This window comes from Rhizobium sp. SG741, assembly GCF_012275435.1.
GTDB lineage: Bacteria > Pseudomonadota > Alphaproteobacteria > Rhizobiales > Rhizobiaceae > Rhizobium > Rhizobium lusitanum.
Genome location: NZ_JAAZQP010000001.1, coordinates 928003 through 954056, shown reverse-complemented (window position 1 = coordinate 954056; position 26054 = coordinate 928003). Strand labels below are relative to the sequence as shown.

Below are 26054 nucleotides of genomic sequence, written 5' to 3'. Positions count from 1 at the left end.
CTGCAAACGCATAACTGCCATGCACAAAAAAGCATTGCGCACTGCACAAATTAGCATCATAACGCACACAGCTGATGCACATGGTGGCTTTTCCTCCCAGTTCCACCGCATTGGCTGTTCCCCTCTGGAGGTTTTTGACCTTCATACCTATAGGGCCCTGGTTTACTCCGGTGGCCCTCTTTTTTTGCCCATTTTCTGAGCAGTCACCCTTGTTGCTATGCGGAAAATAATATCCCGCGTCGGTCTTGATATATCGAAAACCATCGATACATATATCGTCATTATTCGATATTCATGCGGTGAACACCATGGACAAAAGCGAGATACTCAAGGCTTTGGCCCATCCGGCAAGGCTTGAAATCCTCAACCACCTCAAGGATCCGCATACTCATTTCCCGACGCAGGAGCATCCGCTGGAACTGGGTGTCTGCGCCAGCCAGTTCGAGCGCTGCGGCCTGTCGCAATCCACCGTGTCGGCCCATCTGAGCACGCTGCACCGCGCCGGCCTGGTGACCACGCGACGGCTGGGCCAGTGGATTTTCTACAAGCGTAACGAGGAAACCATCGCCGAATTCCTCGACTCCCTGCAGAAGGAACTTTGAACATGCCGCTTGCGCTCCTCGTTCTCGCGCTCAGCTCCTTCGCCATTGGCACGACCGAGTTTGTCATCATGGGGCTGTTGCCCGAAGTGGCCTCGGACCTGTCCGTCACCATTCCGCAAGCCGGTTGGCTCGTCACCGGCTATGCGCTGGCAGTCGCCATCGGCGCGCCGATCATGGCGGTCTCGACCGCCCATCTGCGGCGGCGGTCGGCCCTGATCATGCTGATGGGCTTCTTCATTCTCGGCAATCTCCTTTGCGCCATAGCCCCGGGCTATTGGGTGCTGATGATCGCCCGGGTCGTTACCGCGCTTTGCCACGGTGCCTTCTTCGGCATCGGCTCGGTGGTCGCGGCAAGCCTGGTTGCGGATGATCGCAAGGCTCGCGCCGTCGCGCTGATGTTCACCGGCCTGACGCTTGCCAACGTGCTCGGCGTCCCCCTCGGCACGGCTTTCGGCCAGGCCTTTGGCTGGCGTGCGCCGTTCTGGATCGTCTCTCTTCTTGGCGTCGCCTCGATCATCGGCCTCATCGCCGTACTGCCGAAGGGCGAAGAAGTACGTCAGGGCAACCTCGCACGCGAGATCTCGGCACTGCGCGGCACCGGCCTCTGGCTGTCATTGCTGACGACCGTGTTCTTCTCGGCAGCCATGTTTGCGCTCTTCACCTATATCGCCCCGATGCTGCGCGACGTCACCGGCGTCTCGCCGAAAACCGTCACCTGGACGCTGTTGTCGATCGGCGTCGGCCTGACGATCGGCAATTTGATCGGCGGCAAGCTCGCCGACTGGCGACTCGGCACGACGCTTGCCGGCGTCTTCATCGCGATCGCGGTGACATCGGCGATCTTCAGCATCACCATTCATTCCTTCATCGGCGCTGAGATCACGCTGTTCCTGTGGGCGGCGGCAGCCTTTGCCGCCGTGCCTGCGCTGCAGATCAGCGTCGTCTCCTTCGGAAAGGACGCGCCGAACCTTGTTTCGACCATCAATATCGGCGCCTTCAACACCGGCAACGCGCTCGGCGCCTGGGTCGGCGGCGTGGTCATCGACCAAGGCTTTTCGCTCTCGCAGGTACCGCTCGCCGGCTCGGCCATGGCGGTCCTCGGCCTCATCACCGTCTTGTTGACCTTCGCAGCCGCCCGACCCAAGGGCGAGGCCCTCGCCTCGTCCTGACAACTCTCCCTCTCCCGCCCCCTCATAAGAAAGGACGACCATGACCAAATTGTTCGAACCGACGAAGCTTGGCGATATCTCCCTTGCCAACCGCATCGTCATGGCACCTCTCACGCGCAATCGTTCCCCGAATGCCGTGCCGAACGAGCTCAACGTCAAGTACTATGCTCAGCGCGCCTCCGCCGGGTTGATCATCACTGAAGCCACCGCAATCACCCATCAGGGTCAGGGCTACGCCAATGTGCCGGGCCTCTACACCAAGGAAGCGCTCGACGGTTGGAAGAAGGTGACGGACGCAGTGCATGCCAATGGCGGCAAGATCGTCGTGCAGATGTGGCATGTCGGCCGCATCTCCCACACAACCCTTCAGCCGAACGGCGCCAAGCCGGTCTCCTCCACCTCCAAGCGCGCTGAAACCTCGAAGACCTATCTGGTCAACAGCGACGGCACCGGCAGCTTTGCCGATGTCTCCGAGCCGCGTGCGCTCGAAACCTCGGAAATATCAGGCATTGTCGAGGATTATCGCAAGGCTGCCCGCGCCGCCATCGATGCCGGTTTCGATGGCGTCGAGATCCACGCCGCGAACGGTTATCTGATCGACCAGTTCCTGCGCGGCAATGTCAACGATCGCACCGATCAGTATGGCGGTTCGATCGAAAACCGCGGCCGCTTCCTCTTCGAAGTCGTCGATGCCATTACCAGGGAAATCGGTGCCGGCCGCACGGCGATCCGCATCTCGCCGGTAACCGCGTCCGGTGATGCCAGCGATCCCGCTCCGCAGCAGCTGTTCACCTATGTGGTCGAGGGCCTGGCAAAGTATGGCCTCGCCTACATCCATGTCGTAGAAGGCCAGACCGGCGGCAAGCGCGACTTCCTGTCCTTCGACTACGACGCCCTGCATGCAGCCTATAAGGCCGCAGGCGGCAAGGCTGGCTGGATGGTCAACAATGCCTATACCCGCGAGATGGCGATCGAGGCCGTTAACAGCGGCAAGGCCGATGTCGTCGCTTTCGGCAAGCCGTTCATCTCCAATCCAGATCTTGTCCACCGCCTGAAGGAAGATGCTGCGCTGACACCGTGGGACCAGGCGACGCTCTACGGCGGCGGTGCAAAGGGCTATGCCGACTATCCGACGCTCGATGAGGCAGCCTGAGCCGCAAGCGGCGCTTTCACGCGCAAGCACGCATCTCGGATTTAATTCGATACCAACAAAGCACCCTCGCGACGAAACGTTGCGAGGGTTTTTCCATTTCAAAGCTTGAAAACAGACACGGCACAACCGAGCTAAACAGGCATACACGCTTCAAAAGCATAATCCGCAGGTATAGCAAAGCCGATACATGTTTGATCCCTATATCGACCGTTGGTCGCTGACGCCGGACGGCGATCCCATCATTACCCATTCGAGCCATCTGTTGCCGGTCCTCTGGCGGGACAAGCCCGCCATGCTCAAGATCGCGCTGGATGTCGACGAGAAGTTCGGCAATCGCGTGCTGCGCTGGTGGGACGGTGACGGCACGGCCTTCGTCTACGAGTATGATGACAGTGCTGCGCTTATGGAGCGGGCGATCGGGCCAGGCTCGCTGCTCACCATGGCGATACAGGTCGAAGACGACGAGGCGAGCCGGATCATGTGTCGCACGGCGGCAAGACTGCACGCGCCGAGGGCAAAGCCGCTTCCGTCGGATCTCGTACCTCTGGATCGCTGGTTCCGGGAGCTCGAACCGGCAGCGCGCATTCATGGCGGCATGCTCACCGCCTGCGCCGAGGTGGCAGCACGCCTTCTGGCGGATCAACGCGACCAGACCATATTGCACGGCGATATCCACCACGAGAATATTCTGGATTTCGGTTCCCGTGGCTGGCTCGCCATCGATCCCAAGCGGGTCTACGGCGAGCGCGGTTTCGACTTCGCCAACATCTTCTGTAATCCGGAGCTGCCGACCGTCACCAAACCGGGCCGCTTGCAACGGCAGTTGCCGATCGTTTGCGCCGAGGCAGGCCTCGAGCCGAAACGGCAGCTGCGATGGATCATCGCCTATGCGGGACTTTCGGCCGCCTGGTTCTTGAGCGACGGCGACACGAAGAACGCGGATTCGGATTTCACGGTCGCCGGTATTGCCTTTGCCGAGCTCAACGCCTGACGGCCGGCTTCATGCCGCCGGCAAGCAACCGATTGCTGCAAGGCTCGTCTTCACGGCCTCATCGATCGGCGTGTGCGGCTCTTCGCCGAGCGCGGTCAGCAGCTTGTTATTTCTCATCTGCAACGGCACGTCCCACAGATAGCTCATTTCACGCAGCTCCCGCATGAACGGCACGAAGGGAGCAGCCAGCGGCACCAGCCACCAGGGAAACGCCTTGACCTTCACCGGATGCCCGAGCACGCGCCCCACGGCATCGACCATCTGCCTGCCATCGCCATCCCAATGGCCGCGCATGTGATAGACAGCAAAGACAGGCAGCTCGTCGCCCTTCTCGATCAGGCGGATCATCGTCTCGGCGACATCGGGCAGGTAAGCCCATTGATGCCCGATACCGGACTTGCCCGGATAGGTTACGGAACGGATCGGTTTGCCGGGCGTCACCATCGCCTGTGAAAACCAGCTGTTGGCGCGGGTTCCGCCAAAGAAATCTCCCGCACGAACAATGATGACCGGCGTACCGCCCTCCTCCGCAGCCGCCCTCAGGCGCCGCTCCATCTGCACGCGGATGGCGCCCTTGCGGGTTTTCGGGCGCTGCGCACTATCCTCGGTGACATTGGGAAAGACATCCGGGCCGAAATTATAGACCGTGCCCGGCAGCACGATCCGCGCGCCGACAGCCTTTGCGGCCGCGATGGTGTTATCAAGCATCGGTAATACGAGCTGTCCCCAGTTGCGATAGCCGGGTGGGTTGACGGCATGCACGATGACATCGGCTCCCGCCGCAGCCTTCAAGACATCCTCAGCTCGCATGGCGTCACCCTGGATCCAGTCGAAGCGCGGCTGACGGCGAGCCGCCTCTGGCGCGTCGCGGTTCAGCGCGCGGATGCGCCAGCCGCGCGCGGCGAGCCCCTCGGCAACGGCGCCGCCGATGCCGCCGGTAGCGCCGAGTATCAAAGCGGTTTTCGTATTGTCTGTTTGGTTGCTCATTGTCATCTCCACTGGTTCGATGAGCCGATTATGCTGCGTGCGCCAAATAAACAAAATTGCCAAAAAATCTGCAGATGTTATACATAAATGTATGATGACACCTGAACCAAGTTGGGATTTTTATCGCACCTTCCTTGCCGTGCTGCAGCATGGTTCGCTGTCTGCAGCCGCGCGCGATCTCGGACTGACCCAGCCGACCATCGGTCGCCATATCGACGCGCTGGAAGATGCCGTTGGCGCCGAACTCTTCACGCGCTCGCAACAAGGCCTCATTCCGACCGATGCCGCCCTCGCCCTGAGGCCATACGCCGAGACGCTGGCCAGCACCACCGCCGCCTTGTTGCGCACGGCTTCGGGCTCGCGCGACAAGGTGAGCGGCACGGTGCGCATCAGCGCCAGCGAAGTCATCGGCGCGGAGGTGTTGCCACCGATCCTTGCTGGGCTGCAGGCCAGCTACCCCGAGCTGATCGTGGAGCTTTCCGCCTCCGATGCGGTGGAGGACCTTCTGCAGCGCGAGGCGGATATCGCCGTTCGCATGGTCGAACCGGCGCAGGAAGCTCTGCTCTCCCGCCATATCGGTGTCATCCCGCTCGGCTTCTTCGCCCATTACACTTATATCGAACGACACGGCAAACCCGAGAGCCTCGAAGACCTGCGTCGACACAAGCTGATCGGCTTCGATCGCCAGACAGCCTATATCAGGATGATGCTGAAGCGCTATCCCGTGTTCGACGGCGTCCCCTTCGTCTTTCGGTCCGACCATAGCATTGCGCAGCATAACGCCCTGCGCGCAGGCATCGGAATCAGCTTCCTCCAGATACCTCTGGCAAGGCGCGAGAGAGACCTCGTGCGCCTGCTGCCCGAGATCGAATTGCCGCTCGACACCTGGGTCGTCATGCATGAAAACCTGAAGACATCGCCGCGCTGCCGCGTGACGTTCGATGCGCTGGTCACCGGCCTGCTGAACTATATCAAGGGTAACACCGCTGGAGAGCGAGCGTGACAATGAGTATTGCCGTGGAACTGGCGCCCTATGATCCGGCCTGGCCGGCAGCCTTCGAGCGTATTCGCGACAAGCTCGAGCGATTGTTGACACCCTATGTCGTGGCGATCGAGCACATCGGCAGCACATCCATTCCCGGCCTGGCAGCAAAACCGCTTGTCGATATCGACATCATTCTTCGCAGCTCCGATGACGTGCCACTAGCAACACAGCATCTCCTGGATCAAGATTACGAGCCACGCGGCAATCGCTACGATGACGATGTCTGGGCGTTCATGCTTCGCGATGGCAAGCCGCCGGAACGCATCTATCTCTGCCCGCCGAACAACCAGACGCATCAAAGAAGGGTCATTTTTCGCGATCATCTGAGATCGCACCCCGACGACATGGCCGCGTATGCCAGGCTGAAATTGGATCTGGCGGAAAAGCACCGACGCGATGGTGATCGCTATACCGCCGAGAAACGGCATTTCGTCGATGCGATCATCGACAAGGCATCAGGTACGCCGTAATTCTAGGCTCCGGGAGCCGTATCCACCGGCGGGAAATGCATCTGGCCATCGATAACTTCCGTTTCCGGCCGGTCGCCGCCATCGGCATATTCCTCATGCCACTTGCCGCTTTCGTCCTGCCAGCTGATTTCGGCCGAGTCACCCCCGACCTGCTGTTCGGCCGCGACAATCCTGGCTGCTTCCACCGCCTCGGAATGTGTCGGAAATGCTTCCGAATAAACATCGCGGAAACGATATGCCCATCCACCATCATGCGGCACGATTTCGTATACGACCTTGACCATTCAGATCCTCCTGCTGATCTGCCAAGACCTCAGGACCGGACATAGCCGGCGGGCCGCATGCATCTCAGACAAGTTTCGAGGATGCCGCGACATTTTTAGTTGGGCAGACCTATCCAACCAGTATTCCATTAAACGGCTTCGACTGCAAATTTCACCTTCGCATACGCGCTTGATGTGGGAAATCATTGATTTAGAGTGCAACCGTGAATCGGCGCAAAGGTTGGAAACGTGATCATAGCAAAGTGGCTTAGACAGGAAAAAGCCCTCCTGGTGGCATTGGCAATCGCCGTCATCGCCTATGTCGGCGAGCATGCCGTGCTGGAAATGGGGCAAGCCGTGTCGGTGATCGCGGCCGTTGCATTGATCGCGACGATTGTGCTGGCCTCCATGCGCGTTGCGCATCATGCCGAAACCCTTGCCGTAAAAGTCGGCGACCCCTATGGCACGATGATCCTGACGCTGGCAGCCGTCGCCGTCGAAGTCATCATCCTCGCCATCATGATGAGCGGGGAAAGCTCGCCGACGCTGGTGCGTGACACCATCTACTCCGCCGTTATGCTCGACATCAACGGCATCCTCGGTCTCGCCGCCCTCCTCGGCGGACTGAAACATGGCGAGCAGCCCTACAACGACGATTCCAGCCGGACCTACGGCGTGATGATCCTGACGGCCATGGGCATTTCGATGATCGTGCCGGAATTCATTCCCGATGTGAAATGGCACTACTATTCCGCGTTCACCATCGCCGCGATGATCGCGCTCTATACGCTGTTCCTGCGTATGCAGGTCGGCAAGCACAGCTATTTCTTCAGCTACAGCTATCCGCGCACCGAGAAGAAGCTCGCCGCGGCCGAAGCGCATCACGAGGACGAGTCCACCACCACATCGATCGTGACGATCCTGATCGGCGTCGTGCTGATCGGGGCCCTTGCGGAATTTATGTCTGCCTTCATGAATGTCGGTCTCAAGGGCACGGGCGCGCCGCCGGCCATCGCCGCGATCGTCGTCGCAGCGATTTCGGCAGCCCCGGAAATCCTGACTGCCTTGCGCGCGGCACTGCGCAACCGCATGCAGGCAACGGTCAACATCGCCATGGGTGCCTCGCTTTCGACCGTCATCCTGACGGTGCCTGTCATGGAGGCGATCGCGCTCTATACCGGCCAGCCCTTCATCATGGCGATGTCGCCGGCACAGACTGTCATGGTCATGATCACGCTCATCGTTGCCGCCATCAACCTAAACGACGGCGAAACCAACGCCATCGAAGGCATGACCCACTTCATCCTCTTCGCCACCTTCATCATGCTGACGGCGCTTGGACTTTGACTTTGATTTCAAAGGCTTGAGGCAGCAGGCGGATTCAAATCGCGAGGCGCTTGAATCAGTTGATGAGCCGATATCGAAGCCGGAAAAGCAAAAAAGCCCGCCATCTCCGGCGGGCTTTTCATTTGACTTGTCTTCGACTGCTTACTTGCAAGCGCCGCAGAAGCGCTGGATGCGGCGGCAAGCCTCTTCGAGCAGTTCTTCCGACGTCGCATAGGAAATGCGGAAGTTCGGGCCGAGGCCGAAAGCCGAACCGTGCACGACAGCTACGCCTTCCGATTCCAGCAGTTCGGATACGAAGTCCTCATCGGTTTCGATGACCTTGCCGGTCGGAGCCGTCTTGCCGATCAAGCCGGCGCAGGACGGATAGACGTAGAAGGCGCCTTCCGGAACCGGGCAGGAAAGGCCCTTCGCCTGGTTCAGCATCGACACGACGAGATCACGACGGCCTTCGAAGATCTTCTTGTTGCGCGGGATGAAGTCCTGCGGTCCGTTCAGCGCTTCGACGGCAGCCCATTGGGCGATCGAAGTCGCGCCCGAGGTCTGCTGGCCCTGGATCATGTCCATTGCCTTGATGAGCTGCAGCGGGCCGGCAGCATAGCCGATACGCCAACCGGTCATCGCGTAAGCCTTCGACACGCCATTCATCGTGAGCGTGCGGTCATAGAGGCTCGGCTCGACTTCGACCGGCGTGGCGAATTTGAAATCGCCATAGGTCAGATGCTCGTACATGTCATCGGTCAGGATCCAGACATGCGGATGCTTGACAAGCACGTCCGTCAACGCCTTCAGTTCGGCATGCGAATAGGCCGCGCCCGACGGGTTGGACGGCGAGTTGAACATGAACCACTTGGTCTTCGGCGTGATCGCCTTTTCCAGGTCGGCAGGCTGGAGCTTGAAGTTGTTGGCCTGCGTCGTTGCGACGAAAACCGGCGTGCCGCCGCACAGCGACACCATTTCCGGGTAGGAAACCCAGTAAGGCGTCGGGATGATGACTTCATCGCCCGGGTTCAGCGTCGCCATGAAGGCGTTGAACAGGATCTGCTTGCCGCCCGTGCCAACGATGGTCTGCTCGGGAGCATAGTCGAGATTGTTCTCGCGCTTGAACTTGGCGGCGATCGCCTTGCGCAGTTCCGGGATGCCGGCAACCGGCGTGTACTTCGTCTCGCCGCGATTGATCGCGTCGATGGCAGCCTGCTTGATATTGTCAGGCGTATCGAAATCAGGCTCGCCCGCGCCGAGGCCGATCACGTCACGTCCTTTTGCTTTCAACTCGCGCGCTTTCTGGGAAACGGCGATGGTGGCAGAAGGCTTTACACGGGAAAGAGCGTCGGCAAGAAAGGCCATGATGATCGGTCCTATTCGGTTGAAATGGGCAGAAAGCCTGTGGACCAGATTTCTGCGCTAAGCTCTATGTCGAATATGGGCCGCCGTTTCAAGCAGAAAGGCGTCACTGTGACGTTATTTCATGGCTTTTGAGCGGTGTCTTCCTTGTCATCTTCGGGCGATCTCGAGGCGACGGCGCAAGGCAGCGCCTGGCATCCGGATCGTCATCCGCCGCCCAAGCCTCGACATCATCATCCCCGAAGTTGAATCGATTTGCGAAGCACCTGATTCAGTTTCTGAGGACAGTTGAAATTTCCCATATGAAACAAAGGGTTTCCCATGTCCTTCGTTTCTCACAAACCCGCAGCGATACGTCCCGACAACCCTGTCGGAGCCCTCGCCCGCGGAATAGCCGACGGATCGGCGGATGAGCGCGCGACAACACAAAGACGTTATCGACCCGATATCCGACCTTGAACGGCAGATTGGCCGCCCCACGTTGCGAAAGCGGCGATATTGGGGGAGTCGGGAAGATGCAATTTGGCAAAACAGGATTTTCGATCGCCCTGGTGGCTTCTGCCTTGCTGTCGGCAAGCATGGCGTTTGCCGAACCTGCGCGAACCTTCCAGACGCAGAAAGTACCGGTCAAAATCGAGACGATCGCCACCGGCCTTGAGCATCCGTGGGCTGTCGCGGTCTTGCCTGATGGAACCTATCTCGTCACCGAACGGCCCGGCCGTATGCGGACTATCCGCGATGGCAAGGTAGGAGCCCCCATCTCCGGCGTGCCGGAGGTCTATGCCCGCGGACAGGGCGGCTTGCTCGATGTGGAACTCGATCCGAAATTCACCAGCAATCGCACCCTCTACTTCACCGCCTCCGTGGCCGCCGGCGGCGGGAGCGGCACGGAGGTTTTTCGCGCGCGATTGTCGTCCGATGAAAAACAGCTAACCGATGTGAAGCGCATCTTCCTGATGAACAAGTTGTCGCGCGGCAATATCCAGTATGGCGCGCGCATCGCCATCGCCAGGGACGGCAGTCTCTTCGTCAGCCTCGGCGATCGCGGCGAGCAGGACCGCGCGCAGGATTTCCATGACGACGCCGGCTCCATCATCCATATCGAGGGCGATGGGAGCATCCCCGCCAACAATCCGTTCAAGGACGGCAAGGGTGCCCTGCCGGAAATCTGGTCGAAGGGCCATCGCAATCCGCAGGGTATCACCTTCGATACCGCGACGAACAAGCTCTACACCGCCGAACACGGCGCCAGGGGCGGCGACGAGATCAACACGCCGGAGGCCGGCAAGAACTATGGCTGGCCAGTCATCTCCTACGGGGTCAATTATTCCGGTACGAAGATTGGCATCGGCACGGCAAAGGCAGGCATGGAGCAACCCCTCTTCTATTGGGACCCATCGATCGCGCCCGGTGCCATCGCCGTCTATCGCGGCAAGATGTTTCCCGAATGGAACGGCGACCTGCTGGTCACCGCGCTGAAATTCCAGTTGCTTTCGCGCCTGAGCCGTGACGGCAGCCGCAAGATCACCGAGCGGGAACGTATGTTCGAAGGCGAATTCGGCCGTATGCGCGACATCACCGTCGCTCCCGATGGCGCGCTGCTGATAACGACCGACGAGGACGATGGTGCATTGCTGAGAGTTTCAAGAACAACGAGTTAGGCGAAGCTGTCGCCCGATTTGGCCCCTTTCGCCCTTGTCCGGCATAAGAGCAACTGCTAACGGTCGCCCAACTCGTTTTTCCCTTCCCGCAGGATGCAGATGTCTCGCATACAGGCGAATTTGTTGTTGTTGCTTGCCGCCGCGATCTGGGGCGGCGGCTTCGTCGCACAATCGACGGCAATGAAGTCGATCGGACCGTTCTGGTTCATCGGCCTGCGCTTCGCCGTCGCCACGATAGTCGTCCTGCCCTTCGTGTGGATGGAAAACAGAAAGGCGACGCAGCCGCTGACGCACCGCAACTGGCTCTCCTTCCTGCTGATCGGCATCGCGCTCTTCGGCGGAGCCGCGACGCAGCAGCTCGGGCTTTTGACCACCACCGTCACCAACTCCAGCTTCATCACCGGCCTTTACGTGGTTTTCGTGCCCTTGATCGCCGTCATCTTTCTGCGCCGCACGCCGCATTGGGTCATCTGGCCGGCGGCCCTGATGGCGCTTGGCGGCATATACCTCCTGTCCGGCGGATCCCTCTCGCATCTGACGATCGGTGATTTTCTGACCGTCGTCTGCGCGCTCTTCTGGGCCGCGCAGATCACGCTTGCCGGCTCCGCCGTCAATGAGACCGGCCGGCCGCTCGGTATTTCCGCCACGCAATTCGCAGTCACGGCCGTGCTTGCTCTTGCCGTCGCAATTGCCGTCGAGCCGATCAGTATTGCCGATATCCGCGCCGCACTCGGCGAAATCCTCTACGTCGGCGTCTTTTCATCCGGCCTTGCCTTCGCGCTGCAGATAATCGGTCAGCGCTATACGACGGCGCCGCAGGCGGCGATTTTCCTGTCCGCCGAGGCGTTGTTTGGAGCCTCGCTCGGCGCATTGCTGCTGGGCGAAACCATGGGTCCGCTCGGCTATGCCGGCTGCGCCTTGATGTTCGCCGCGATGCTGGCCGTGGAACTGGTGCCGGAATTTGCTCGGCGACGCCGCGCCCCAGCGTGAAATCGGCCTCAAATTGCTCGCTATGGCTGTCCCCATAAGCATTTTTTGAATTTTTTTCAAACGACCTGAAACACGCGTTTACCGTCAGCCATTTGGGAAAATAACGCCAAAACTATATCGCAAACGATGCAAAAACCTTAGAAATTTGTTTCAAAGCGGAAAAATTTGCGAATCGCGTTATCACACTCGCATTACGGTACTGTGTGCCCCCAATGCGTTAAAAAACTTTTGCTTGCCAATTCCCAATAAACACAGCACTCTCAACGCTGTTCGGGCATTTTTAGAGCATGGGAAGTCCTAATAAAATTGCGCGCCGGGAACGCTAAATATTCCGGTCAGCTTGGTCGAGAAGCGGGTGGCAAACATCGCATCAAGATCATGCCGAGGTATAGGGGACCTTTTCCTTCAATTTGCGAGAATTGCCTGTAAGCGCCCGCAAGGGCAAGACAGTAGTGCTGCCCGTGTGGATGGCGGGCAGGGAGAAAAGGACCTTAGGCATGGCCGAGACTGGCACTGTAAAGTTTTTCAATACCGATAAGGGCTTCGGTTTCATCAAACCGGACAAAGGTGGGGCAGACATCTTTGTGCACATTTCTGCAGTTCAGGCTTCTGGTCTGGCAGGATTGTCGGAAAACCAGAAAGTAAGCTTCGACACGGAACCGGATCGCCGCGGCAAGGGACCGAAGGCCGTCAATCTCCAGATTGCCGGCTGATACGTCTTACGGCTATCATTCGAGTTGAGGCCCGGCAGCGATGCCGGGTTTTGTCATTCAGTCTGCATTCAGTTTGTTGCGTATAGTCTACCTGGCATGAAAGAGCGGGAATTGCAGTCGTCCCGTTCCCCTGAGAGGACAGACTAATGACCATACTCGGCAAATCGCTCGTACTGTCCGCCATGGCCGCAGCATTGACACTGACGTCTATAAGTGCTGCTTCGGCGGACGAATATTGGCGTCATCGCAACCGCGATGGTTGGGCGATCGGCGCTGCCGGCCTCGCCACCGGCCTGATCGTCGGCTCGGCTATCGCCAGCCAGCCGCGCTATGTTGAGCCCGGCCCGATCTATGCCGAGCCCGACTATGGCGCACCGCCCCCGCCCTATTACTACCGCGCCCCGCCGCGCCGGGTCTATGTCGAACGGGATGTCAGCTACTACGCGCCTCCCAGCGCAGCAGGCCTGCGCCCCTGGTCCTCGTCATGGATGCGTTATTGCTACGATCGCTATAGAAGCTTCGACGGCCGCAGCGGCACCTATGTCGGCTATGACGGCATGCGCCACTTCTGCACGGCCGACTGATCCCGAGCAGTTACTCATATCACCGGAAAAAAGTGCCGCCGTCGAGCGGCGCTTTTTTGATTCACAGTCCCCGTAAGAAAGGATTGGTGCGGCGCTCGTCGCCGATCCGGCTGCCTGGGCCGTGACCGCAGATGAAGCCCACTTCGTCGCCGAGCGGAAAGACCTTGTCGCGGATCGACTCCAGCAGTTGCTGGTGATTGCCGCCGGGCAAATCCGTGCGACCGATCGAGCCGCTGAACAGCACGTCGCCGAGATGGGCGAATCCCTGCTTTCGATTGAAATAGATGACGTGGCCGGGCGCATGCCCCGGGCAATGAAAAACGTCGAACTCATGCTCGCCGAAGGAGACCTTGTCACCATCCTTCAGAAAGCGATCCGGCACCACGTTGCGCACGCCCTCGATGTTGAACATCTTGCCCTTGGCTTCGATATCCTCGAGCAGGAACCGATCATCCTCGTGCGGACCGATGACCTCGATGCCAAGCGCTTCGCGTACTTCGTCAGCGCCTCCGGCGTGATCGATGTGGCCATGCGTCAACCAGACGGCCTTCAAGGCGATGCCATTCTCGCGCACCATCTGCAGGATGATATCGACATCGCCGCCCGGATCGACCACCACCCCCTCCTTGGTCTCCGGATCGAACAGGATGGTGCAATTCTGTTCAAAAGGGGTCACCGGAATGATGCCGGCCTGGAGCATGCCCATGAGCGCCTCGTCTGTTTGATGGTCGTGCTGCCGGTATAGCGGCAAACAATCGGCAAAGCAGCCCCTGGCGATTTCAAAGTCGGGAGGCCGCCAAGCCTGGCGAGATTTAGCCGACCGGCAACCGACGTGGCCAACGCTCGGAACACTGAAGCGCCCGACGCGTTGAGCATAGTCTTTTGAGGCAGAAGGAGAAAACCAATGTCCTTGAGGAGAAATCTGCTGCTGGCCGGCTTCGTTCTCGTCGGCAGCGCCGGCCTGGCACAGGCCGACATGTCCGCAACCACTGCCACCGATATTGAGGTGCGCTCGGGTCCTGGCTCGGAATTTCCGACGGTAGGCGTCGCGACGCGCGGCTCCGAGGCGACGCTGGATGGCTGCATCGAAGGCAGCCGCTGGTGTCGGGTCGACGTCAACGGCATGCGAGGCTGGGTCTACGCCCAATATCTCAGCGTCGAGCAAAATGGCACGTCGATGGTCGTCCAGGACCACCGTGACGATCTGGGTGTTCCGACCATCACTTACGAGCGAACCGATTCCGTCAAGACCGGCAGTGTGCAGCCCGGCCCGGATGATGAACTGCTCGGCAGCGTCGATCAGAACGACGGTAATGTCGTTGCAATCACACCGCCGGGCGAGATTCGAACCTATATCGACGAAAATCCGGTCGATACCGTCCAGTTGGATGACGATGTCGCCGTTGGTGCAACTCTCCCAGAGAGCGTCGAGGTCCACCGCATCCCCAACTATCAATATAGCTACGTCGAAGTGAACCGTCAGCCGGTCCTGGTCGATCCGGGCACTCGGCGTATCGTCTACGTCTACCGCTGATTCGGCCTTCAATCGGAACAGGATGGCGAAATTCGCATTCGGCCGGCCGGCCGCATGCCTTCAAGGCCGATTTCTCCTGCAATTATTGCGGAATTCTCCCGTTTGAGTTGCCTTTCTATTTCCACCGATCGGTGCATGATGTAGTTCTAATATCATTGAGGATTATCGCCGCTCCCTGGCATCGATCCGGGGCGCGCCGAGAGGGCATCCGGAAGCGTCTTCCGGAACAATGGGAGAAGGGCAATCATGGAAAGTCTAGGGCCTATCATCACTCAACTGATAGCCGGCGCGATCGGCGGCAACGCCGCAAGCGCTGTGTTGAAGCAGGACGGTATCAATCTCGTCGCCAGAACGATTGCGGGTGCGGTCGGCGGTCTTGGCGGTGGCTTGATCCTCAATCTGATCGGCAGCGAAGCCCTGACCGGCCTCATCGCACAGGGCATATCCTCGCTGATCGCCGGCGGCGTGCTCTCGGCAATCGTCGGCGCGGTCCTGGGCCGCAAGTCGTAGAGATCGGAAACTGCGAAAGCCGGGCAGGACGACACGCCCGGCTTCTGCAGACCTATGCGAAATCTTGCTCGATGGCGCGGAAAGGTCCGGAATGGACATGTCTCCGCCACAGTACCGCGATAATCGGCCTCGTCATTCTCCACATGGCGCCGATTTCAGCCACCCGTTTGCAAAATGTGCAGATCATCTAGAGATCGGCGGCGCTGGACGCATATCATGGCGCGGTCTTGATATCGCGGGCGGTATCCGGCGACATCGAAGCAGATGCCGTCATTTGAAAAAGGCTGCGCGCCACCGGATCGCAATCACCACGTTGATAGCATTGCGCTCGACGGAGATACCTCTCCTCTCGCCATCGCGCCCGCAGGAGCCCCACATTGTCTCCTGACGCCGCTATACCATGGCAATTGATTGTTGCCTCAGCTAGGCTCCAGCCACGAGGCGCCAAAGGGAAATGCAAGAAATATTTGGAGTTTTGCGAGGCCGGGCTTAATTTTCAGATGGGGCATACCGTCCGGGCCATGCAAGATTGCGCGGGAGCGACCAGCGACGTAAAAATGCGTCAATAAAGCTGACATATTTTTGCGTAAGTTTCCCGAATGCTCCAAAATAGGAAAGGAAATGCCAGGGTGCCACGACAGACGAGCCAGAATGCGGCAAAGACGGAGCCGCTGGCAACGCCGATGCGGAATGCGGGAATCATCGATTTCGAGATCATCGAGCTGCTTTTCTTCGCCTATCGCGACTTCGTGTCGGATCCGGACCAGATCCTGGACAAGAGCGGATTCGGGCGTGCCCATCATCGCGTCGTTCATTTCGTTAACCGCGAACCCGGCATGACGGTTGCAGACCTTCTGGAAACCTTGAAGATCACGAAACAGAGTTTGGCGCGGGTTCTCAAACAATTGATCGATTCGGGGTATATTCGTCAGGTCGCCGGCCCGGAAGACCGCCGGCAGCGTAAGCTTTATCCGACGCAGGCGGGCAGAGATCTGGCGCTGGCGCTGGCTGAGCCGCAATCGCGCCGTATTGAACGAGCATTCGAAGGCGCATCGGAAGCGACGCGCGAAAGCGTGAAACGGTTCCTGAGGGGAATGCAGACCGAGAAGTGACGGCGAGTTCCGACCCCGGGGCCGGTTCGGAATGGATCATCTCAATCACTGGGTAGGACAAGATCGAGACGGATGGAATGACGACGAAAACAGCTATTTCGGACGACGCGGCGCACCTTCTGATCGTCGATGACGATACGCGTATCCGCGCCCTTCTCAACCGCTATCTGATGGAGAAGGGATTCCGCGTGACGGCCGCTGCCGACGGAGCCGAGGCGCGCCGCAAGCTGGAAGGACTCGATTTTGATCTCATCATCATGGACGTGATGATGCCCGGCGAATCCGGTATCGCGCTGACATCGAGCCTGCGTGCCATCAAGAACATCCCGATCATCATGCTGACGGCGCTTGCCGAAGCCGATTCCCGCATAGCGGGCCTCGAAGCAGGTGCAGATGACTATTTGCCGAAGCCGTTCGATCCGCGCGAACTGGTGCTGCGCGTCAACAATATCCTTCGGCGCAACACGCCGGCCGATTCCCCGAAAATCGAGCTCGTCATGTTCGGGCCCTATACGTTTTCGCTGACCCGCAAGGAGCTCAAGAAGTCTGCCGAGCTCATCCGGCTGACCGATCGGGAGCAGGAGATCATGCTGCTCTTCGCCAAGCGCGCCGGCGAGACGATCCCCCGCCACGAACTCATCGGTGGCGACGCCGAAGTTGGCGAGCGGACCATCGACGTACAAATCAACCGGCTGCGCCGCAAGATCGAAGACGACCCGGCCAACCCCATCTGGCTGCAGACGGTGCGTGGCATCGGCTACCGCCTTAGCATAGACTGAGAAGATCGGCTCTCCAGGATCAGCGGCGATGGTGACATTCGATTCGATCAGGCGCGACCAGGACCACGCGCCGTCCAACGGCCTGCGGTGGCTTGCGCGCTGGCTGCGCCGGAATGTGCTGCCGACGGGCCTTTATGCGCGCTCGCTGCTGATCTTCATTCTTCCGATGATCATCCTGCAAGCGGTCGTGACTGTCGTCTTCATGGAGCGTCACTGGCAGATGGTGACGCAGAGATTGTCCATGGCGACCACGCGTGACATCGCCGCCATCATAACAGTCATCGAGACCTATCCACAGGACGCCGACTATTCGGCCATTACGCAGATCGCACGGCAGAAGCTCGACCTCGCCATCTCGATCGAACCGGGCGGCGAGTTGCCTGCCCCGCGCGAAAAGCCCTTCTTCTCCATACTGGACGGCATTCTGAGCGATGAAATCCGCGATCAGATCAACCTGCCTTTCTGGATCGATACGGTCGGAAACTCCAGCCTGGTCGAGATTCGGGTCAAGCTGCCCGATAAGGTGCTGCGGGTCTTCGCCAAGCGCAGCCAGACATATGCCTCCAACACCCATATCTTCATTCTCTGGATGGTCGGCACCTCCCTGGTGTTGATCGGCATCGCAGTGCTGTTCCTCAGGGGGCAGATCCGACCGATTCAGGCGCTGGCCCAGGCCGCGGAAAGCTTCGGCAAAGGCCAGAGGCTGGAAAACTATTCACCACGCGGCGCCGATGAGATCCGTCGAGCCGGCCTCGCCTTCATCCTGATGCGGGAACGCATCGAACGTCAGATCGAGCAGCGCACCGCAATGCTTTCCGGCGTCAGTCACGACCTCCGTACGGTACTCACCCGCTTCAAGCTGCAGCTCGCCCTCGTCGGCGACAATCCGGATCTCTTGGGTCTCAATGAGGATGTCGAGGACATGCAGAGCATGCTCGAGGGCTATATGGCTTTCGCGCGCGGCGAAGCGGAAGAAGATGTCGGCCAGTTCAAGCTCAGCGACATTCTCGAGAAGATCCAGCAGGACTTTTCCTTGCATGGCAAGTCCATGGATTTCTCGATCGAAGGAGACAACCAGATTTCGGTTCGTCCGAATGCCTTTAACCGCCTGGTGACGAATCTTGCCACCAATGCGCGCCGTTACGCCAAGAGCCTGCGCGTCGAGGCCAAGCACAGCGCCAAATGGCTGACGATCATCTTCGATGATGATGGCCCCGGCATTCCAGTCGGTGCCCGCGAGGATGTCTTCAAACCCTTCTTCCGGCTGGACGAGGCACGCAATCTCGACAAATCCGGCACCGGCCTCGGCCTTGCCATCGCCCGCGACATTGCCCGCAGTCACGGCGGCAACGTCACGCTTGGCGATAGTCCGCTCGGCGGCCTGCGCGCCACCATCCGCATTCCAGCCTGAGGGAGGCATCGCATGCCGATCGACATCGACAACATGCACTGGCTGAATGCGCCGCCCATGTGGGAAGTGAACCAGGGGCGGCTGTTCGTACGCTCGGGAAACAAGACCGACTTCTGGCAGGAAACCTATTATGGCTTCCATCGCGACGACGGCCACTTTCTCGGCGCATCCCGCCGTGGCGACTTCACCGCCGAAGTGACCTTCGTCGGACACTACCGCGAACTTTACGATCAGGCAGGCCTGATGATCCGCCATGACGCCAGACACTGGATGAAATGCGGAATCGAATATACCGACGGCGCCAGGCATTTCAGCGTCGTCATCACCAATGGCAACTCCGACTGGTCCGCCTTTCGGCTGGACCACGAATTCGATGCCATGTCTGCGCGGGTGACGCGCAACGGCGACGCTCTCTTCATCCAGTATCGCACCGACCGGATGAACGAATGGCGCATGGCAAGACTTGCCTGGTTCGATCCGATGCTGGAGGAGATATCGGTCGGCCCCGCCTTCTGCTCGCCGCAGCGTGAAGGCTTCGAGGCAGAGTTCCTCGATTTCAGCCTGAATGATCCGCTATCAAGGGATATTCACTGAACCATCTCTTCTCTGCACGAAGAAGAAAGCTGGCTCACATCATCTTTTTGCCGTTCGGCACCGCGTGAGTAACCGCGGCAAGAACGATCGCACCGGACTCATCCTCGAACCCCAGCGTCAGGACCTCCGAGCGCACCGGGCCGATCTGGCGCGGCGGAAAATTGACGACGGCAAGTACCTGCCGGCCGATTAGGGTTTCCGGCGTGTAGTGCACCGTGATCTGCGCGGAGGAGCGCTTGATGCCGATCTCCGGCCCGAAGTCGATCCGCAGCTTGTATGCCGGCTTGCGCGCTTCCGGAAAGGTCTCCGCCTCGATGATCGTCCCGACGCGGATATCCACCCGCTCGAAATCGCCATAGGTGATCTCTTCCGTCATGCCTCTGCCCTTTTCGTCGAAAATTTAACCGGCCAGTTCCTGCGCCCGCTTGCGTGCCGCTTCCAGCGCCGCATCGAACAAGGGCTGCATGCCGTCCTCCGCCATCAAAACACCCAGCGCCGCGGCGGTCGTCCCGCCCGGAGATGTCACGTTATGCCGCAGACGCGAAGCGTCGTCGGGGGACTGATGTAATAGCTCACCAGCCCCCGCGACAGTTTCCCGTGCAAGCCGCATGGCGAGGTCCGCCTGCAGACCGAGTTTCCGGCCCGCTTCCGCCATGCATTCGACGAGATAGAAAACATAGGCAGGCCCGCTGCCCGAGACCGCAGTCACCGAATCGATATCGGCTTCGCCCGGCACCCACTCGACCGGACCGGATACTTTCAGGAGATTCTGAACCAGCTGCCTTTGCCGTTCGCCTACCCTGGCATTCGCGAAAGCGCCGGTCACTCCACGCCCGACCATGGCAGGCGTGTTGGGCATGGCCCGCACCATCGCCGCCTCGCCCAGATGCTTCTCGAGCGAGGCAAGCGTCTTGCCGGCCGCGATCGACACGACGACCGTATCTGTTCCCACCGCCGCCTTCAGCGGCGGCAGCACCGCATCCATGACCTGAGGTTTGACGGCAACGAACAGCACGCCCGCAGTCACACCGGCGGGAATGCCGATGACATGGCTGGCTCCCGCATCCGCAATCATCTTCCGCATCGGCTCGGATGGATTGGGATCGACGACGATCACCGAAGATCCCGGCACGCCATTCTTCAGCCATCCCGTCAACAGCGCGCCGCCCATATTGCCGGCCCCGATCAACACGATCGGCCCTGTGGATGCAAAAGCACTGGCGGACTGTTGACCTGTCATATCACGCTTCGCCTACCGTTTCGAAAAGCACAGCTTCCATGGCGCGGTTGGCCTCAAGACCGGACCACACCACGAACTGGAAAGCCTGATAGTATGCCTCGCAAGTGTCAAGCGCGTTGGAAAGCAGCACTTCCACTTGTCGGTTCGTGGGCTCCGCACCGCCGGACAGCAAGAGCGACTGGCGGAAAATTACGATATCTTCCTGGCGCCAGAGGTCGAAGTGCCCCATCAACACCTGCCCGTTGATGCAGGAAAGCAGCTTGATCACCTCATTGACGCGCGGCTCCGAAACCTTGACGTCGAAAGCACAGGCGATATGCAGCGCCTCGAATTCCTCCATCCAGGAGAAGGAGACGTGGTAATCGGTCCATTTCCCTTCGACGGTCATAGCGAGTTCGTCCTCGCCGGACCGTTCGAACGACCAATCATTGTTGGCGGCCACGAACTCGATCATATCGACCGGATTCGACTGTCGTTCGACTTCCATTTCCATAAGGCTCATGCAGCACCTTCTTGACCGGAACGAATGCAGTTTTTTCGTGTTCGAACACCAAAAGAACGCAAACAGTTTTACTCCGGAGACATCCTCGGGATGATGTTGAACGGCTACGAGACTAACGCATCCATCCTGCCCGGAGCTTACCAAGTCCGTTTCGAATCATCATTTAAAATCAGTGTATAGCGGCATGCCCGGCAAGCCAGCCCCTGAGGATCGATTTTGGAAACGGCACTGTGGACAGCTCTTCCGGCGTCTATTCAGAAGGGAGTCATAACCGACTCTGACGATTGGCTTTTTTGCCTATGTCCACAGGTGGAAAAACAGCTGAATATTTTCAGAGAAAAAAGCGCGGCAAACGGGTGCCGCGCCGGTCAACAGCGAAAGGGTGTGCTTATTTGCTCTTGGAGGCCAGCTTTGCCTCGAGCGCTTCGATTCTCGCAAGCAACGCTTCGTTTTCGTCGCGCGCCTTGATCGCCATCTCGCGAACGGCCTCGAATTCCTCGCGCTTGACGATGTCCAGGCTATTCAGCCAACGCTCGGCATGCGCATTGAAAGCAGTCTCGATCTCCCGGCGCACGCCTTGGGCAGCACCGGCGGCATCGGTCATCAGCTTGGCGAATTCATCCAAGATACGGTTCGGTCCAGTGCTCATAGCAATCTCCTTGCGGCCGTCGGCCCCGAAAACGGACAGGCATCGATAAGGGGCCAGGTAGTGCTGAGGTAGGATTTCCAAGGGTCCGATGCAAGCAAATTGAGATAGAACGGGACAACCGGACCTGCGATAAAGGACACAGCAATAATCGACTTGACCGTTTCGATAGCGAGCGCCATGTTCCGCGCACATTTGGATTTAGCATGCTCTTGTCCCGAAATGGCGCAATGCCTTTTGGGAATCATGCGACAACGGGCCTGACGATCTTGCTGACATCCGCCAATCTCGCCGCCATCCTGCCGTTTCCGGATATCGATCCGGTCGCCGTTTCTTTAGGCCCGCTCTCGATTCACTGGTACGGCCTGGCCTATGTGGCGGGCATCCTGCTCGGCTGGTTCTATGCAAGGCGCCTGGTCGACAACGGCAAGCTCTGGCTGAACGACACCGCGCCGATGACGCGCCAGCATCTGGATGATTTCATCCTCTGGGTGGCGTTCGGCATCGTTCTCGGCGGCCGCATCGGCTATATCCTGTTCTACGATCTCGATCCGGTGCTCGCCAATCCGATCCGCGCGATTGAAGTCTGGAATGGCGGCATGTCTTTCCATGGTGGATTGATCGGCACGACCATCGCCATGATTTTGTTCGCAAAACGCAACAAGGTCCCGGTATGGAGCCTGTTCGATATCGTTGCCGCCGTCGCGCCTCTCGGCCTCTTCTTTGGTCGCATCGCCAATTTCATCAATGGCGAGCTCTGGGGCCGGGCCGCGGACGTCCCCTGGGCGATGGTATTCTGCAGCCCGCACGTGATCGCCGCACACAATGGCATCTGCCCCGCAGGTCCCGATCCGCGCCATCCGAGCCAGCTTTACGAGGCGGGTATCGAAGGCATCATACTCTTTCTCGTTCTCTTCATTCTCACGCGTTGGGCTCTGGCGCTGAAGAAACCCGGTACGGTCAGCGGTATTTTTGTGATCGGCTACGCTTTATCGCGTATTTTTGTCGAATTCTTCCGTCAGCCTGATGAGCAGCTCGGCTATCTTCTCGGCACGAACTGGTTGACGATGGGCATGGTACTGTCTCTGCCGATGGTTGCTATCGGTCTGTGGGCAGTTGTCCGCGCCCGGCAGGCAGCAACCAGGCAGACGGCTTGAGCTGAAGATTAATATCGCATGACCCTTTCAAAAGCCCCCGCTTTTCAAGGCAGTGCACTAGCGAAAGCAGAGAATGACGACGGCGCTCGGTGAAAAGATCAAAGCCATTATCCGCACGAATGGGCCACTGAGCATCACGGACTATTTTTCGCTGTGTCTGGCCGATCCGACGCATGGCTATTACAAAACGCGCGAACCCTTCGGCCAATCCGGCGACTTCGTCACCGCACCGGAGATCAGCCAGCTCTTCGGCGAGATGATCGGCGTCTTCATGGTGCATGCGTGGCAGCGCCACGGAACGCCGGCCGATGTGCGTCTCGTCGAAATCGGCCCTGGCCGCGGCACGATGATGTCAGACATGCTGCGTGTCATCAGCAAGCTGGCGCCGCCGCTCTATGACGTCGTGACGGTCCATCTGGTCGAGACCAGCGAGCGTTTGCAGGGATTTCAGCAACAGACCCTGGAGCCTTATGGCTCAAAAGTCTCGTGGCATACGGATTTCGGCGAAGTGCCTGATGGTTTTACCCTGCTTGCCGCCAACGAACTCTTCGATGCCATCCCCATCCGTCAGTTCGTTCGCACCGCCAGCGGTTTTCGCGAGCGCGCGGTCGGCCTCGATGTCGACGACGAACTGACCTTCACCACCGGCGTCGCCACCCTTGATCCGGCGCTTCTTCCGGAGGGCGGACTTCCGCCGATCGGTACGATTTTCGAGCTCGCGCCAGCCCGGCAGGCCGTCATGACGACAATCTGCGACAGGCTGGCCACCCATGGCGGCACGGCTCTCGCTATCGATTACGGCCACATGACGACGGGTTTTGGCGACACGCTGCAGGCCGTGCGCATGCATGAATACGATCCGCCGCTGGAACATCCCGGCGAAGCCGACCTTACCAGCCATGTCGATTTTCAGCATCTGGCGCAGACGGCGCTCGCCTCCGGCATGCACATCAACGGATGTTGCCACCAGGGCGATTTCTTGATCGGGCTCGGATTGATGGAACGAGCAGCGGCTCTTGGACGCGATCGCGATGTCGCAACTCAGGAGAGTATCCGCGTCGCCGTGGAGAGGCTGGCCGGAGCCGGAGAAGGCAGGATGGGAGAGCTCTTCAAGGTGCTTGCGGTTTCCAGTCCGGCGATCGACCTCCTGCCCTTTCGTCCTGTCAGCTGAACCGTGACCGTCGATCCTGCGGATTGACAGCCCGCGCCGGGCTGGGCCAACATCCCGGCCAGATCGAACTGCTTCGCCGCGGCTGCGTTACTCATCGCACGACAAGCTAAACCGAATATCAAGGAACGCTGTGTTGCCGACACCAATTGCAAGCACGCTGCTGAGCGCCGCCGAGGCTGCCGGCATCCGCCATGGCTATTTCACCCGCGCCGGCGGCATTTCAGAAGGCCTCTATCGCGGCTTGAACGTCGGCCTCGGCTCGAACGACAATCGTGAACATGTGCAGGAAAACCGCCGCCGCGTCGCCCATTGGTTCGGTCTTTCGCTTGAGCGGCTCGCCACCGTGCACCAGATTCATTCCCCCGATGTCGTCACCATCGACGAGCGTTATGACGGCAGTCGGCCTGAAGCTGACGCGATGGTGACGGCAACACCAGGCATCGTGCTTGGCGTTCTTGCCGCCGATTGTGGCCCCATCCTCTTCGCCGATCCCGAAAATCGGATCATCGGCGCCGCCCATGCAGGCTGGAAGGGAGCGCTGACCGGCGTGCTGGAAAACACCATCGACGCGATGGTGGCGCTCGGCGCAAGGCGTGAGGCGATCATTGCCTGCCTCGGCCCCTCCATCAGCCAGGCAAGCTACGAGGTCGGCCCGGAATTCGTCGATCGGTTCCTGGCCCACGACCCGGGCTACGCCAGATATTTCACGTCGTCTGAACGGGCCGGCCACGCGATGTTCGACCTGCCGGCCCTGACTGTCGATCGCCTGCGAAAGGCAGGCGTGACAGCTGAAAGCCTGAATCTCTGCACCTATCCGGATCCCGACCGCTTTTTCTCCTATCGCCGCACCACACATGCGAAGGAGCCGGATTACGGCCGGCAGATTTCCGCCATCGCCATCGGGGAGGCAGCTTGATATGGCCTTGCATTTCGAACGCAGCGAATTTGGTGCACGCTTGGCTCGACTGCTCGCCAAGATGCAGGAGGAAAAGCTCGACGCCATGCTGCTCTTCGCGCAGGAGAGCATGTATTGGCTGACGGGCTACGATACCTTCGGCTATTGCTTCTTTCAGACCCTGGTGGTCAAGGCGGACGGATCGATGACGCTCCTGACGCGCTCCGCCGACCTTCGTCAGGCGCAACTCACTTCGGTCATTTCCGATATCCGTATCTGGGTCGATCGCGTCAATGCCGATCCGACGCTCGATCTCAAGGAATTGCTTGTTGATCTCGACCTTCTCGGTGCCCGCATCGGCATCGAATACGATACGCATGGCATGACCGGCCGCATCGCCCGCCTGCTTGACCAACAGCTTGCCAGTTTCGGCCAGATCGTTGATGCCTCCTATCTCGTCAGCCGATTACGCCTGATCAAGAGCCCGGCGGAGATCGGCCATGTCGAGCGCGCCGCCGCTCTCGCCGACGATGCCCTGGACGCCGCCCTGGCGCTGATCAAGCCCGGTGCGGATGAGGCCGATATCCTCGCCGCCATGCAGGGCGCCGTCTTTTCCGGCGGAGGCGACTATCCAGCCAACGAATTCATTATCGGCTCCGGCGCCGAGGCCCTGCTCTGCCGCTACAAGGCCGGCCGTCGCAAGCTCGACGCCGACGACCAACTGACACTCGAATGGGCCGGCGTCGACGCTCACTACCATGCCGCCATGATGCGTACCGTCGTCATCGGCAATCCCAGTCATCGCCACCGAGAGCTCTATAGCGCCTGCCTGGAGACACTGCAGGCGATCGAAACCATCCTGACGCCTGGCCACAGCTTCGGCGATGTTTTCGACATGCACGCCAAGATCATGGACGAACGCGGGCTTTCGCGCCACCGGCTGAATGCCTGCGGTTATTCGCTCGGCGCCCGCTTTTCTCCGTCCTGGATGGAGCACGAGATGTTCCACATCGGCAATCCGCAGGAGATCGAGGAGAATATGTCGCTCTTCGTGCACATGATCATCATGGACTCCGACAGCGGTACCGCCATGACCCTCGGACAGACCTATCTGACGACGTCGCAAGCCCCGAAAGCCCTATCCCGTCACCCGCTCGAATTTCTTAACCGTTAGCGGCGTAAGATAG

Annotated in this window: 29 protein-coding genes; 21 read left to right on the top strand and 8 right to left on the bottom strand. The window is 59.6% G+C overall.

The features are described 5' to 3' along the window. Window positions 1-308 precede the first annotated feature (308 nt). The 4 genes from FHT29_RS04845 (at window position 309) to FHT29_RS04830 (ending at window position 3915) form a co-directional block, all read left to right on the top strand. Window positions 309-602 carry a metalloregulator ArsR/SmtB family transcription factor gene (locus FHT29_RS04845; RefSeq protein ID WP_037194631.1) on the top strand — a complete coding sequence of 98 codons (294 nt, stop codon included), beginning with the start codon at window positions 309-311 and terminating at the stop codon, window positions 600-602. A 2-nt stretch (window positions 603-604) separates the two neighbouring features. Further along, complete coding sequence (locus FHT29_RS04840; protein WP_047562737.1) at window positions 605-1771, top strand: MFS transporter; 1167 nt, start codon at window positions 605-607, stop codon at window positions 1769-1771. Between the two features lie 40 nt (window positions 1772-1811). Beyond that, the gene (locus tag FHT29_RS04835) at window positions 1812-2924 is read left to right on the top strand and encodes an alkene reductase (RefSeq protein WP_047562735.1); all 1113 of its coding nucleotides are present in this window, start codon (window positions 1812-1814) and stop codon (window positions 2922-2924) included. Between the two features lie 187 nt (window positions 2925-3111). Further along, window positions 3112-3915, top strand: a complete 804-nt coding sequence (locus FHT29_RS04830) for an aminoglycoside phosphotransferase family protein (protein ID WP_047562733.1) — start codon at window positions 3112-3114, stop codon at window positions 3913-3915. 9 nt (window positions 3916-3924) lie between these two features. Here the strand turns inward: FHT29_RS04830 and FHT29_RS04825 are convergent, their stop codons facing one another. Beyond that, window positions 3925-4902: an SDR family oxidoreductase gene (locus FHT29_RS04825; protein WP_047562975.1), complete on the bottom strand. Its 978-nt coding sequence runs from the start codon at window positions 4900-4902 to the stop codon at window positions 3925-3927. Between the two features lie 94 nt (window positions 4903-4996). Here FHT29_RS04825 and FHT29_RS04820 point away from each other — a divergent pair, with 94 nt between their 5' ends. Further along, window positions 4997-5905 carry a LysR family transcriptional regulator gene (locus FHT29_RS04820; RefSeq protein WP_210166116.1) on the top strand — a complete coding sequence of 303 codons (909 nt, stop codon included), beginning with the start codon at window positions 4997-4999 and terminating at the stop codon, window positions 5903-5905. 2 nt (window positions 5906-5907) lie between these two features. Beyond that, entirely contained in the window at window positions 5908-6417 is a 510-nt protein-coding gene (locus tag FHT29_RS04815; RefSeq protein WP_047562728.1) for a GrpB family protein, read from the top strand. A 2-nt stretch (window positions 6418-6419) separates the two neighbouring features. On the opposite strand, the gene FHT29_RS04810 is transcribed toward FHT29_RS04815, so the two are convergent. Then, complete coding sequence (locus FHT29_RS04810) at window positions 6420-6701, bottom strand: DUF2188 domain-containing protein (RefSeq protein WP_037194647.1); 282 nt, start codon at window positions 6699-6701, stop codon at window positions 6420-6422. A gap of 228 nt (window positions 6702-6929) precedes the next feature. Between FHT29_RS04810 and FHT29_RS04805 the strand changes: the two genes are divergently transcribed. Then, window positions 6930-8027 (top strand): calcium:proton antiporter, encoded by a 1098-nt coding sequence (locus FHT29_RS04805; RefSeq protein WP_047562725.1) that lies wholly within the window; start codon window positions 6930-6932, stop codon window positions 8025-8027. Between the two features lie 141 nt (window positions 8028-8168). Here FHT29_RS04805 and FHT29_RS04800 read toward each other — a convergent pair whose 3' ends face one another. After that, window positions 8169-9371 carry a pyridoxal phosphate-dependent aminotransferase gene (locus FHT29_RS04800; protein WP_047562723.1) on the bottom strand — a complete coding sequence of 401 codons (1203 nt, stop codon included), beginning with the start codon at window positions 9369-9371 and terminating at the stop codon, window positions 8169-8171. Between the two features lie 512 nt (window positions 9372-9883). Here FHT29_RS04800 and FHT29_RS04795 point away from each other — a divergent pair. The 4 genes from FHT29_RS04795 (at window position 9884) to FHT29_RS04780 (ending at window position 13316) form a co-directional block, all read left to right on the top strand. After that, on the top strand, window positions 9884-11029 hold the full coding sequence (locus FHT29_RS04795; RefSeq protein WP_047562721.1) for a PQQ-dependent sugar dehydrogenase: 1146 nt from the start codon (window positions 9884-9886) through the stop codon (window positions 11027-11029). Window positions 11030-11128: 99 nt separating this feature from the next. After that, window positions 11129-12019 (top strand): DMT family transporter, encoded by an 891-nt coding sequence (locus FHT29_RS04790; RefSeq protein ID WP_047562973.1) that lies wholly within the window; start codon window positions 11129-11131, stop codon window positions 12017-12019. 497 nt (window positions 12020-12516) lie between these two features. Then, window positions 12517-12732, top strand: coding sequence for a cold-shock protein (locus FHT29_RS04785; protein ID WP_004116423.1), 216 nt, complete (start codon window positions 12517-12519; stop codon window positions 12730-12732). 146 nt (window positions 12733-12878) lie between these two features. Beyond that, window positions 12879-13316 carry a BA14K family protein gene (locus tag FHT29_RS04780; RefSeq protein WP_047562718.1) on the top strand — a complete coding sequence of 146 codons (438 nt, stop codon included), beginning with the start codon at window positions 12879-12881 and terminating at the stop codon, window positions 13314-13316. Window positions 13317-13377: 61 nt separating this feature from the next. On the opposite strand, the gene FHT29_RS04775 is transcribed toward FHT29_RS04780, so the two are convergent. Next, the gene (locus FHT29_RS04775; RefSeq protein ID WP_047562715.1) at window positions 13378-14022 is read right to left on the bottom strand and encodes an MBL fold metallo-hydrolase; all 645 of its coding nucleotides are present in this window, start codon (window positions 14020-14022) and stop codon (window positions 13378-13380) included. Between the two features lie 198 nt (window positions 14023-14220). Here FHT29_RS04775 and FHT29_RS04770 point away from each other — a divergent pair, with 198 nt between their 5' ends. The 6 genes from FHT29_RS04770 to FHT29_RS04745 all read left to right on the top strand — a co-directional run bounded on the left by FHT29_RS04770 (window position 14221) and on the right by FHT29_RS04745 (window position 19256). Then, the gene (locus FHT29_RS04770) at window positions 14221-14850 is read left to right on the top strand and encodes a DUF1236 domain-containing protein (RefSeq protein ID WP_047562714.1); all 630 of its coding nucleotides are present in this window, start codon (window positions 14221-14223) and stop codon (window positions 14848-14850) included. A 246-nt stretch (window positions 14851-15096) separates the two neighbouring features. Further along, window positions 15097-15360 (top strand): hypothetical protein, encoded by a 264-nt coding sequence (locus tag FHT29_RS04765; protein WP_037194666.1) that lies wholly within the window; start codon window positions 15097-15099, stop codon window positions 15358-15360. 629 nt (window positions 15361-15989) lie between these two features. Continuing rightward, window positions 15990-16472 (top strand): MarR family transcriptional regulator, encoded by a 483-nt coding sequence (locus FHT29_RS04760; protein ID WP_037194668.1) that lies wholly within the window; start codon window positions 15990-15992, stop codon window positions 16470-16472. Window positions 16473-16549: 77 nt separating this feature from the next. Beyond that, window positions 16550-17251, top strand: coding sequence for a response regulator (locus FHT29_RS04755; RefSeq protein ID WP_037194671.1), 702 nt, complete (start codon window positions 16550-16552; stop codon window positions 17249-17251). Window positions 17252-17279: 28 nt separating this feature from the next. Next, on the top strand, window positions 17280-18662 hold the full coding sequence (locus FHT29_RS04750) for an ATP-binding protein (protein ID WP_047562711.1): 1383 nt from the start codon (window positions 17280-17282) through the stop codon (window positions 18660-18662). Window positions 18663-18674: 12 nt separating this feature from the next. Then, window positions 18675-19256 (top strand): DUF1349 domain-containing protein, encoded by a 582-nt coding sequence (locus FHT29_RS04745; protein ID WP_047562709.1) that lies wholly within the window; start codon window positions 18675-18677, stop codon window positions 19254-19256. Window positions 19257-19290: 34 nt separating this feature from the next. Here FHT29_RS04745 and FHT29_RS04740 read toward each other — a convergent pair whose 3' ends face one another. The 4 genes from FHT29_RS04740 to FHT29_RS04725 form a co-directional block, all read right to left on the bottom strand. Then, window positions 19291-19632: a tRNA-binding protein gene (locus tag FHT29_RS04740; protein WP_047562707.1), complete on the bottom strand. Its 342-nt coding sequence runs from the start codon at window positions 19630-19632 to the stop codon at window positions 19291-19293. Window positions 19633-19656: 24 nt separating this feature from the next. Continuing rightward, window positions 19657-20496 carry a pyrroline-5-carboxylate reductase gene (gene proC, locus FHT29_RS04735; RefSeq protein WP_047562705.1) on the bottom strand — a complete coding sequence of 280 codons (840 nt, stop codon included), beginning with the start codon at window positions 20494-20496 and terminating at the stop codon, window positions 19657-19659. Between the two features lies 1 nt (window position 20497). Next, window positions 20498-20998, bottom strand: coding sequence for a YbjN domain-containing protein (locus FHT29_RS04730; RefSeq protein WP_037194677.1), 501 nt, complete (start codon window positions 20996-20998; stop codon window positions 20498-20500). Window positions 20999-21386: 388 nt separating this feature from the next. Then, window positions 21387-21647: an accessory factor UbiK family protein gene (locus FHT29_RS04725; protein WP_037194679.1), complete on the bottom strand. Its 261-nt coding sequence runs from the start codon at window positions 21645-21647 to the stop codon at window positions 21387-21389. 266 nt (window positions 21648-21913) lie between these two features. On the opposite strand from FHT29_RS04725, the gene lgt reads away from it, so the two are divergent. The 4 genes from lgt to FHT29_RS04705 all read left to right on the top strand — a co-directional run bounded on the left by lgt (window position 21914) and on the right by FHT29_RS04705 (window position 26041). Next, window positions 21914-22801, top strand: a complete 888-nt coding sequence (gene lgt, locus FHT29_RS04720) for a prolipoprotein diacylglyceryl transferase (RefSeq protein WP_047562971.1) — start codon at window positions 21914-21916, stop codon at window positions 22799-22801. Window positions 22802-22874: 73 nt separating this feature from the next. Beyond that, complete coding sequence (locus tag FHT29_RS04715) at window positions 22875-23972, top strand: class I SAM-dependent methyltransferase (protein ID WP_047562703.1); 1098 nt, start codon at window positions 22875-22877, stop codon at window positions 23970-23972. A 133-nt stretch (window positions 23973-24105) separates the two neighbouring features. Further along, on the top strand, window positions 24106-24888 hold the full coding sequence (gene pgeF / locus FHT29_RS04710) for a peptidoglycan editing factor PgeF (protein ID WP_047562701.1): 783 nt from the start codon (window positions 24106-24108) through the stop codon (window positions 24886-24888). A gap of 1 nt (window position 24889) precedes the next feature. Beyond that, window positions 24890-26041 (top strand): Xaa-Pro peptidase family protein, encoded by a 1152-nt coding sequence (locus FHT29_RS04705; RefSeq protein WP_047562699.1) that lies wholly within the window; start codon window positions 24890-24892, stop codon window positions 26039-26041. Window positions 26042-26054 lie beyond the last annotated feature (13 nt).

Excerpts from the sequence above, each read along its gene's own strand:
- FHT29_RS04845 (WP_037194631.1), top strand. The coding sequence starts at position 309 with ATGGACAAAAGCGAGATACTCAAGGCTTTGGCCCATCCGGCAAGGCTT.
- FHT29_RS04840 (WP_047562737.1), top strand. The coding sequence starts at position 605 with ATGCCGCTTGCGCTCCTCGTTCTCGCGCTCAGCTCCTTCGCCATTGGC.
- FHT29_RS04835 (WP_047562735.1), top strand. The coding sequence starts at position 1,812 with ATGACCAAATTGTTCGAACCGACGAAGCTTGGCGATATCTCCCTTGCC.
- FHT29_RS04830 (WP_047562733.1), top strand. The coding sequence starts at position 3,112 with ATGTTTGATCCCTATATCGACCGTTGGTCGCTGACGCCGGACGGCGAT.
- FHT29_RS04825 (WP_047562975.1), bottom strand. The coding sequence starts at position 4,902 with ATGAGCAACCAAACAGACAATACGAAAACCGCTTTGATACTCGGCGCT.
- FHT29_RS04820 (WP_210166116.1), top strand. The coding sequence starts at position 4,997 with ATGACACCTGAACCAAGTTGGGATTTTTATCGCACCTTCCTTGCCGTG.
- FHT29_RS04815 (WP_047562728.1), top strand. The coding sequence starts at position 5,908 with ATGAGTATTGCCGTGGAACTGGCGCCCTATGATCCGGCCTGGCCGGCA.
- FHT29_RS04810 (WP_037194647.1), bottom strand. The coding sequence starts at position 6,701 with ATGGTCAAGGTCGTATACGAAATCGTGCCGCATGATGGTGGATGGGCA.
- FHT29_RS04800 (WP_047562723.1), bottom strand. The coding sequence starts at position 9,371 with ATGGCCTTTCTTGCCGACGCTCTTTCCCGTGTAAAGCCTTCTGCCACC.
- FHT29_RS04795 (WP_047562721.1), top strand. The coding sequence starts at position 9,884 with ATGCAATTTGGCAAAACAGGATTTTCGATCGCCCTGGTGGCTTCTGCC.
- FHT29_RS04790 (WP_047562973.1), top strand. The coding sequence starts at position 11,129 with ATGTCTCGCATACAGGCGAATTTGTTGTTGTTGCTTGCCGCCGCGATC.
- FHT29_RS04785 (WP_004116423.1), top strand. The coding sequence starts at position 12,517 with ATGGCCGAGACTGGCACTGTAAAGTTTTTCAATACCGATAAGGGCTTC.
- FHT29_RS04780 (WP_047562718.1), top strand. The coding sequence starts at position 12,879 with ATGACCATACTCGGCAAATCGCTCGTACTGTCCGCCATGGCCGCAGCA.
- FHT29_RS04775 (WP_047562715.1), bottom strand. The coding sequence starts at position 14,022 with ATGGGCATGCTCCAGGCCGGCATCATTCCGGTGACCCCTTTTGAACAG.
- FHT29_RS04770 (WP_047562714.1), top strand. The coding sequence starts at position 14,221 with ATGTCCTTGAGGAGAAATCTGCTGCTGGCCGGCTTCGTTCTCGTCGGC.
- FHT29_RS04765 (WP_037194666.1), top strand. The coding sequence starts at position 15,097 with ATGGAAAGTCTAGGGCCTATCATCACTCAACTGATAGCCGGCGCGATC.
- FHT29_RS04755 (WP_037194671.1), top strand. The coding sequence starts at position 16,550 with ATGACGACGAAAACAGCTATTTCGGACGACGCGGCGCACCTTCTGATC.
- FHT29_RS04750 (WP_047562711.1), top strand. The coding sequence starts at position 17,280 with ATGGTGACATTCGATTCGATCAGGCGCGACCAGGACCACGCGCCGTCC.
- FHT29_RS04745 (WP_047562709.1), top strand. The coding sequence starts at position 18,675 with ATGCCGATCGACATCGACAACATGCACTGGCTGAATGCGCCGCCCATG.
- FHT29_RS04740 (WP_047562707.1), bottom strand. The coding sequence starts at position 19,632 with ATGACGGAAGAGATCACCTATGGCGATTTCGAGCGGGTGGATATCCGC.
- proC (WP_047562705.1), bottom strand. The coding sequence starts at position 20,496 with ATGACAGGTCAACAGTCCGCCAGTGCTTTTGCATCCACAGGGCCGATC.
- FHT29_RS04730 (WP_037194677.1), bottom strand. The coding sequence starts at position 20,998 with ATGAGCCTTATGGAAATGGAAGTCGAACGACAGTCGAATCCGGTCGAT.
- FHT29_RS04725 (WP_037194679.1), bottom strand. The coding sequence starts at position 21,647 with ATGAGCACTGGACCGAACCGTATCTTGGATGAATTCGCCAAGCTGATG.
- FHT29_RS04715 (WP_047562703.1), top strand. The coding sequence starts at position 22,875 with ATGACGACGGCGCTCGGTGAAAAGATCAAAGCCATTATCCGCACGAAT.
- FHT29_RS04705 (WP_047562699.1), top strand. The coding sequence starts at position 24,890 with ATGGCCTTGCATTTCGAACGCAGCGAATTTGGTGCACGCTTGGCTCGA.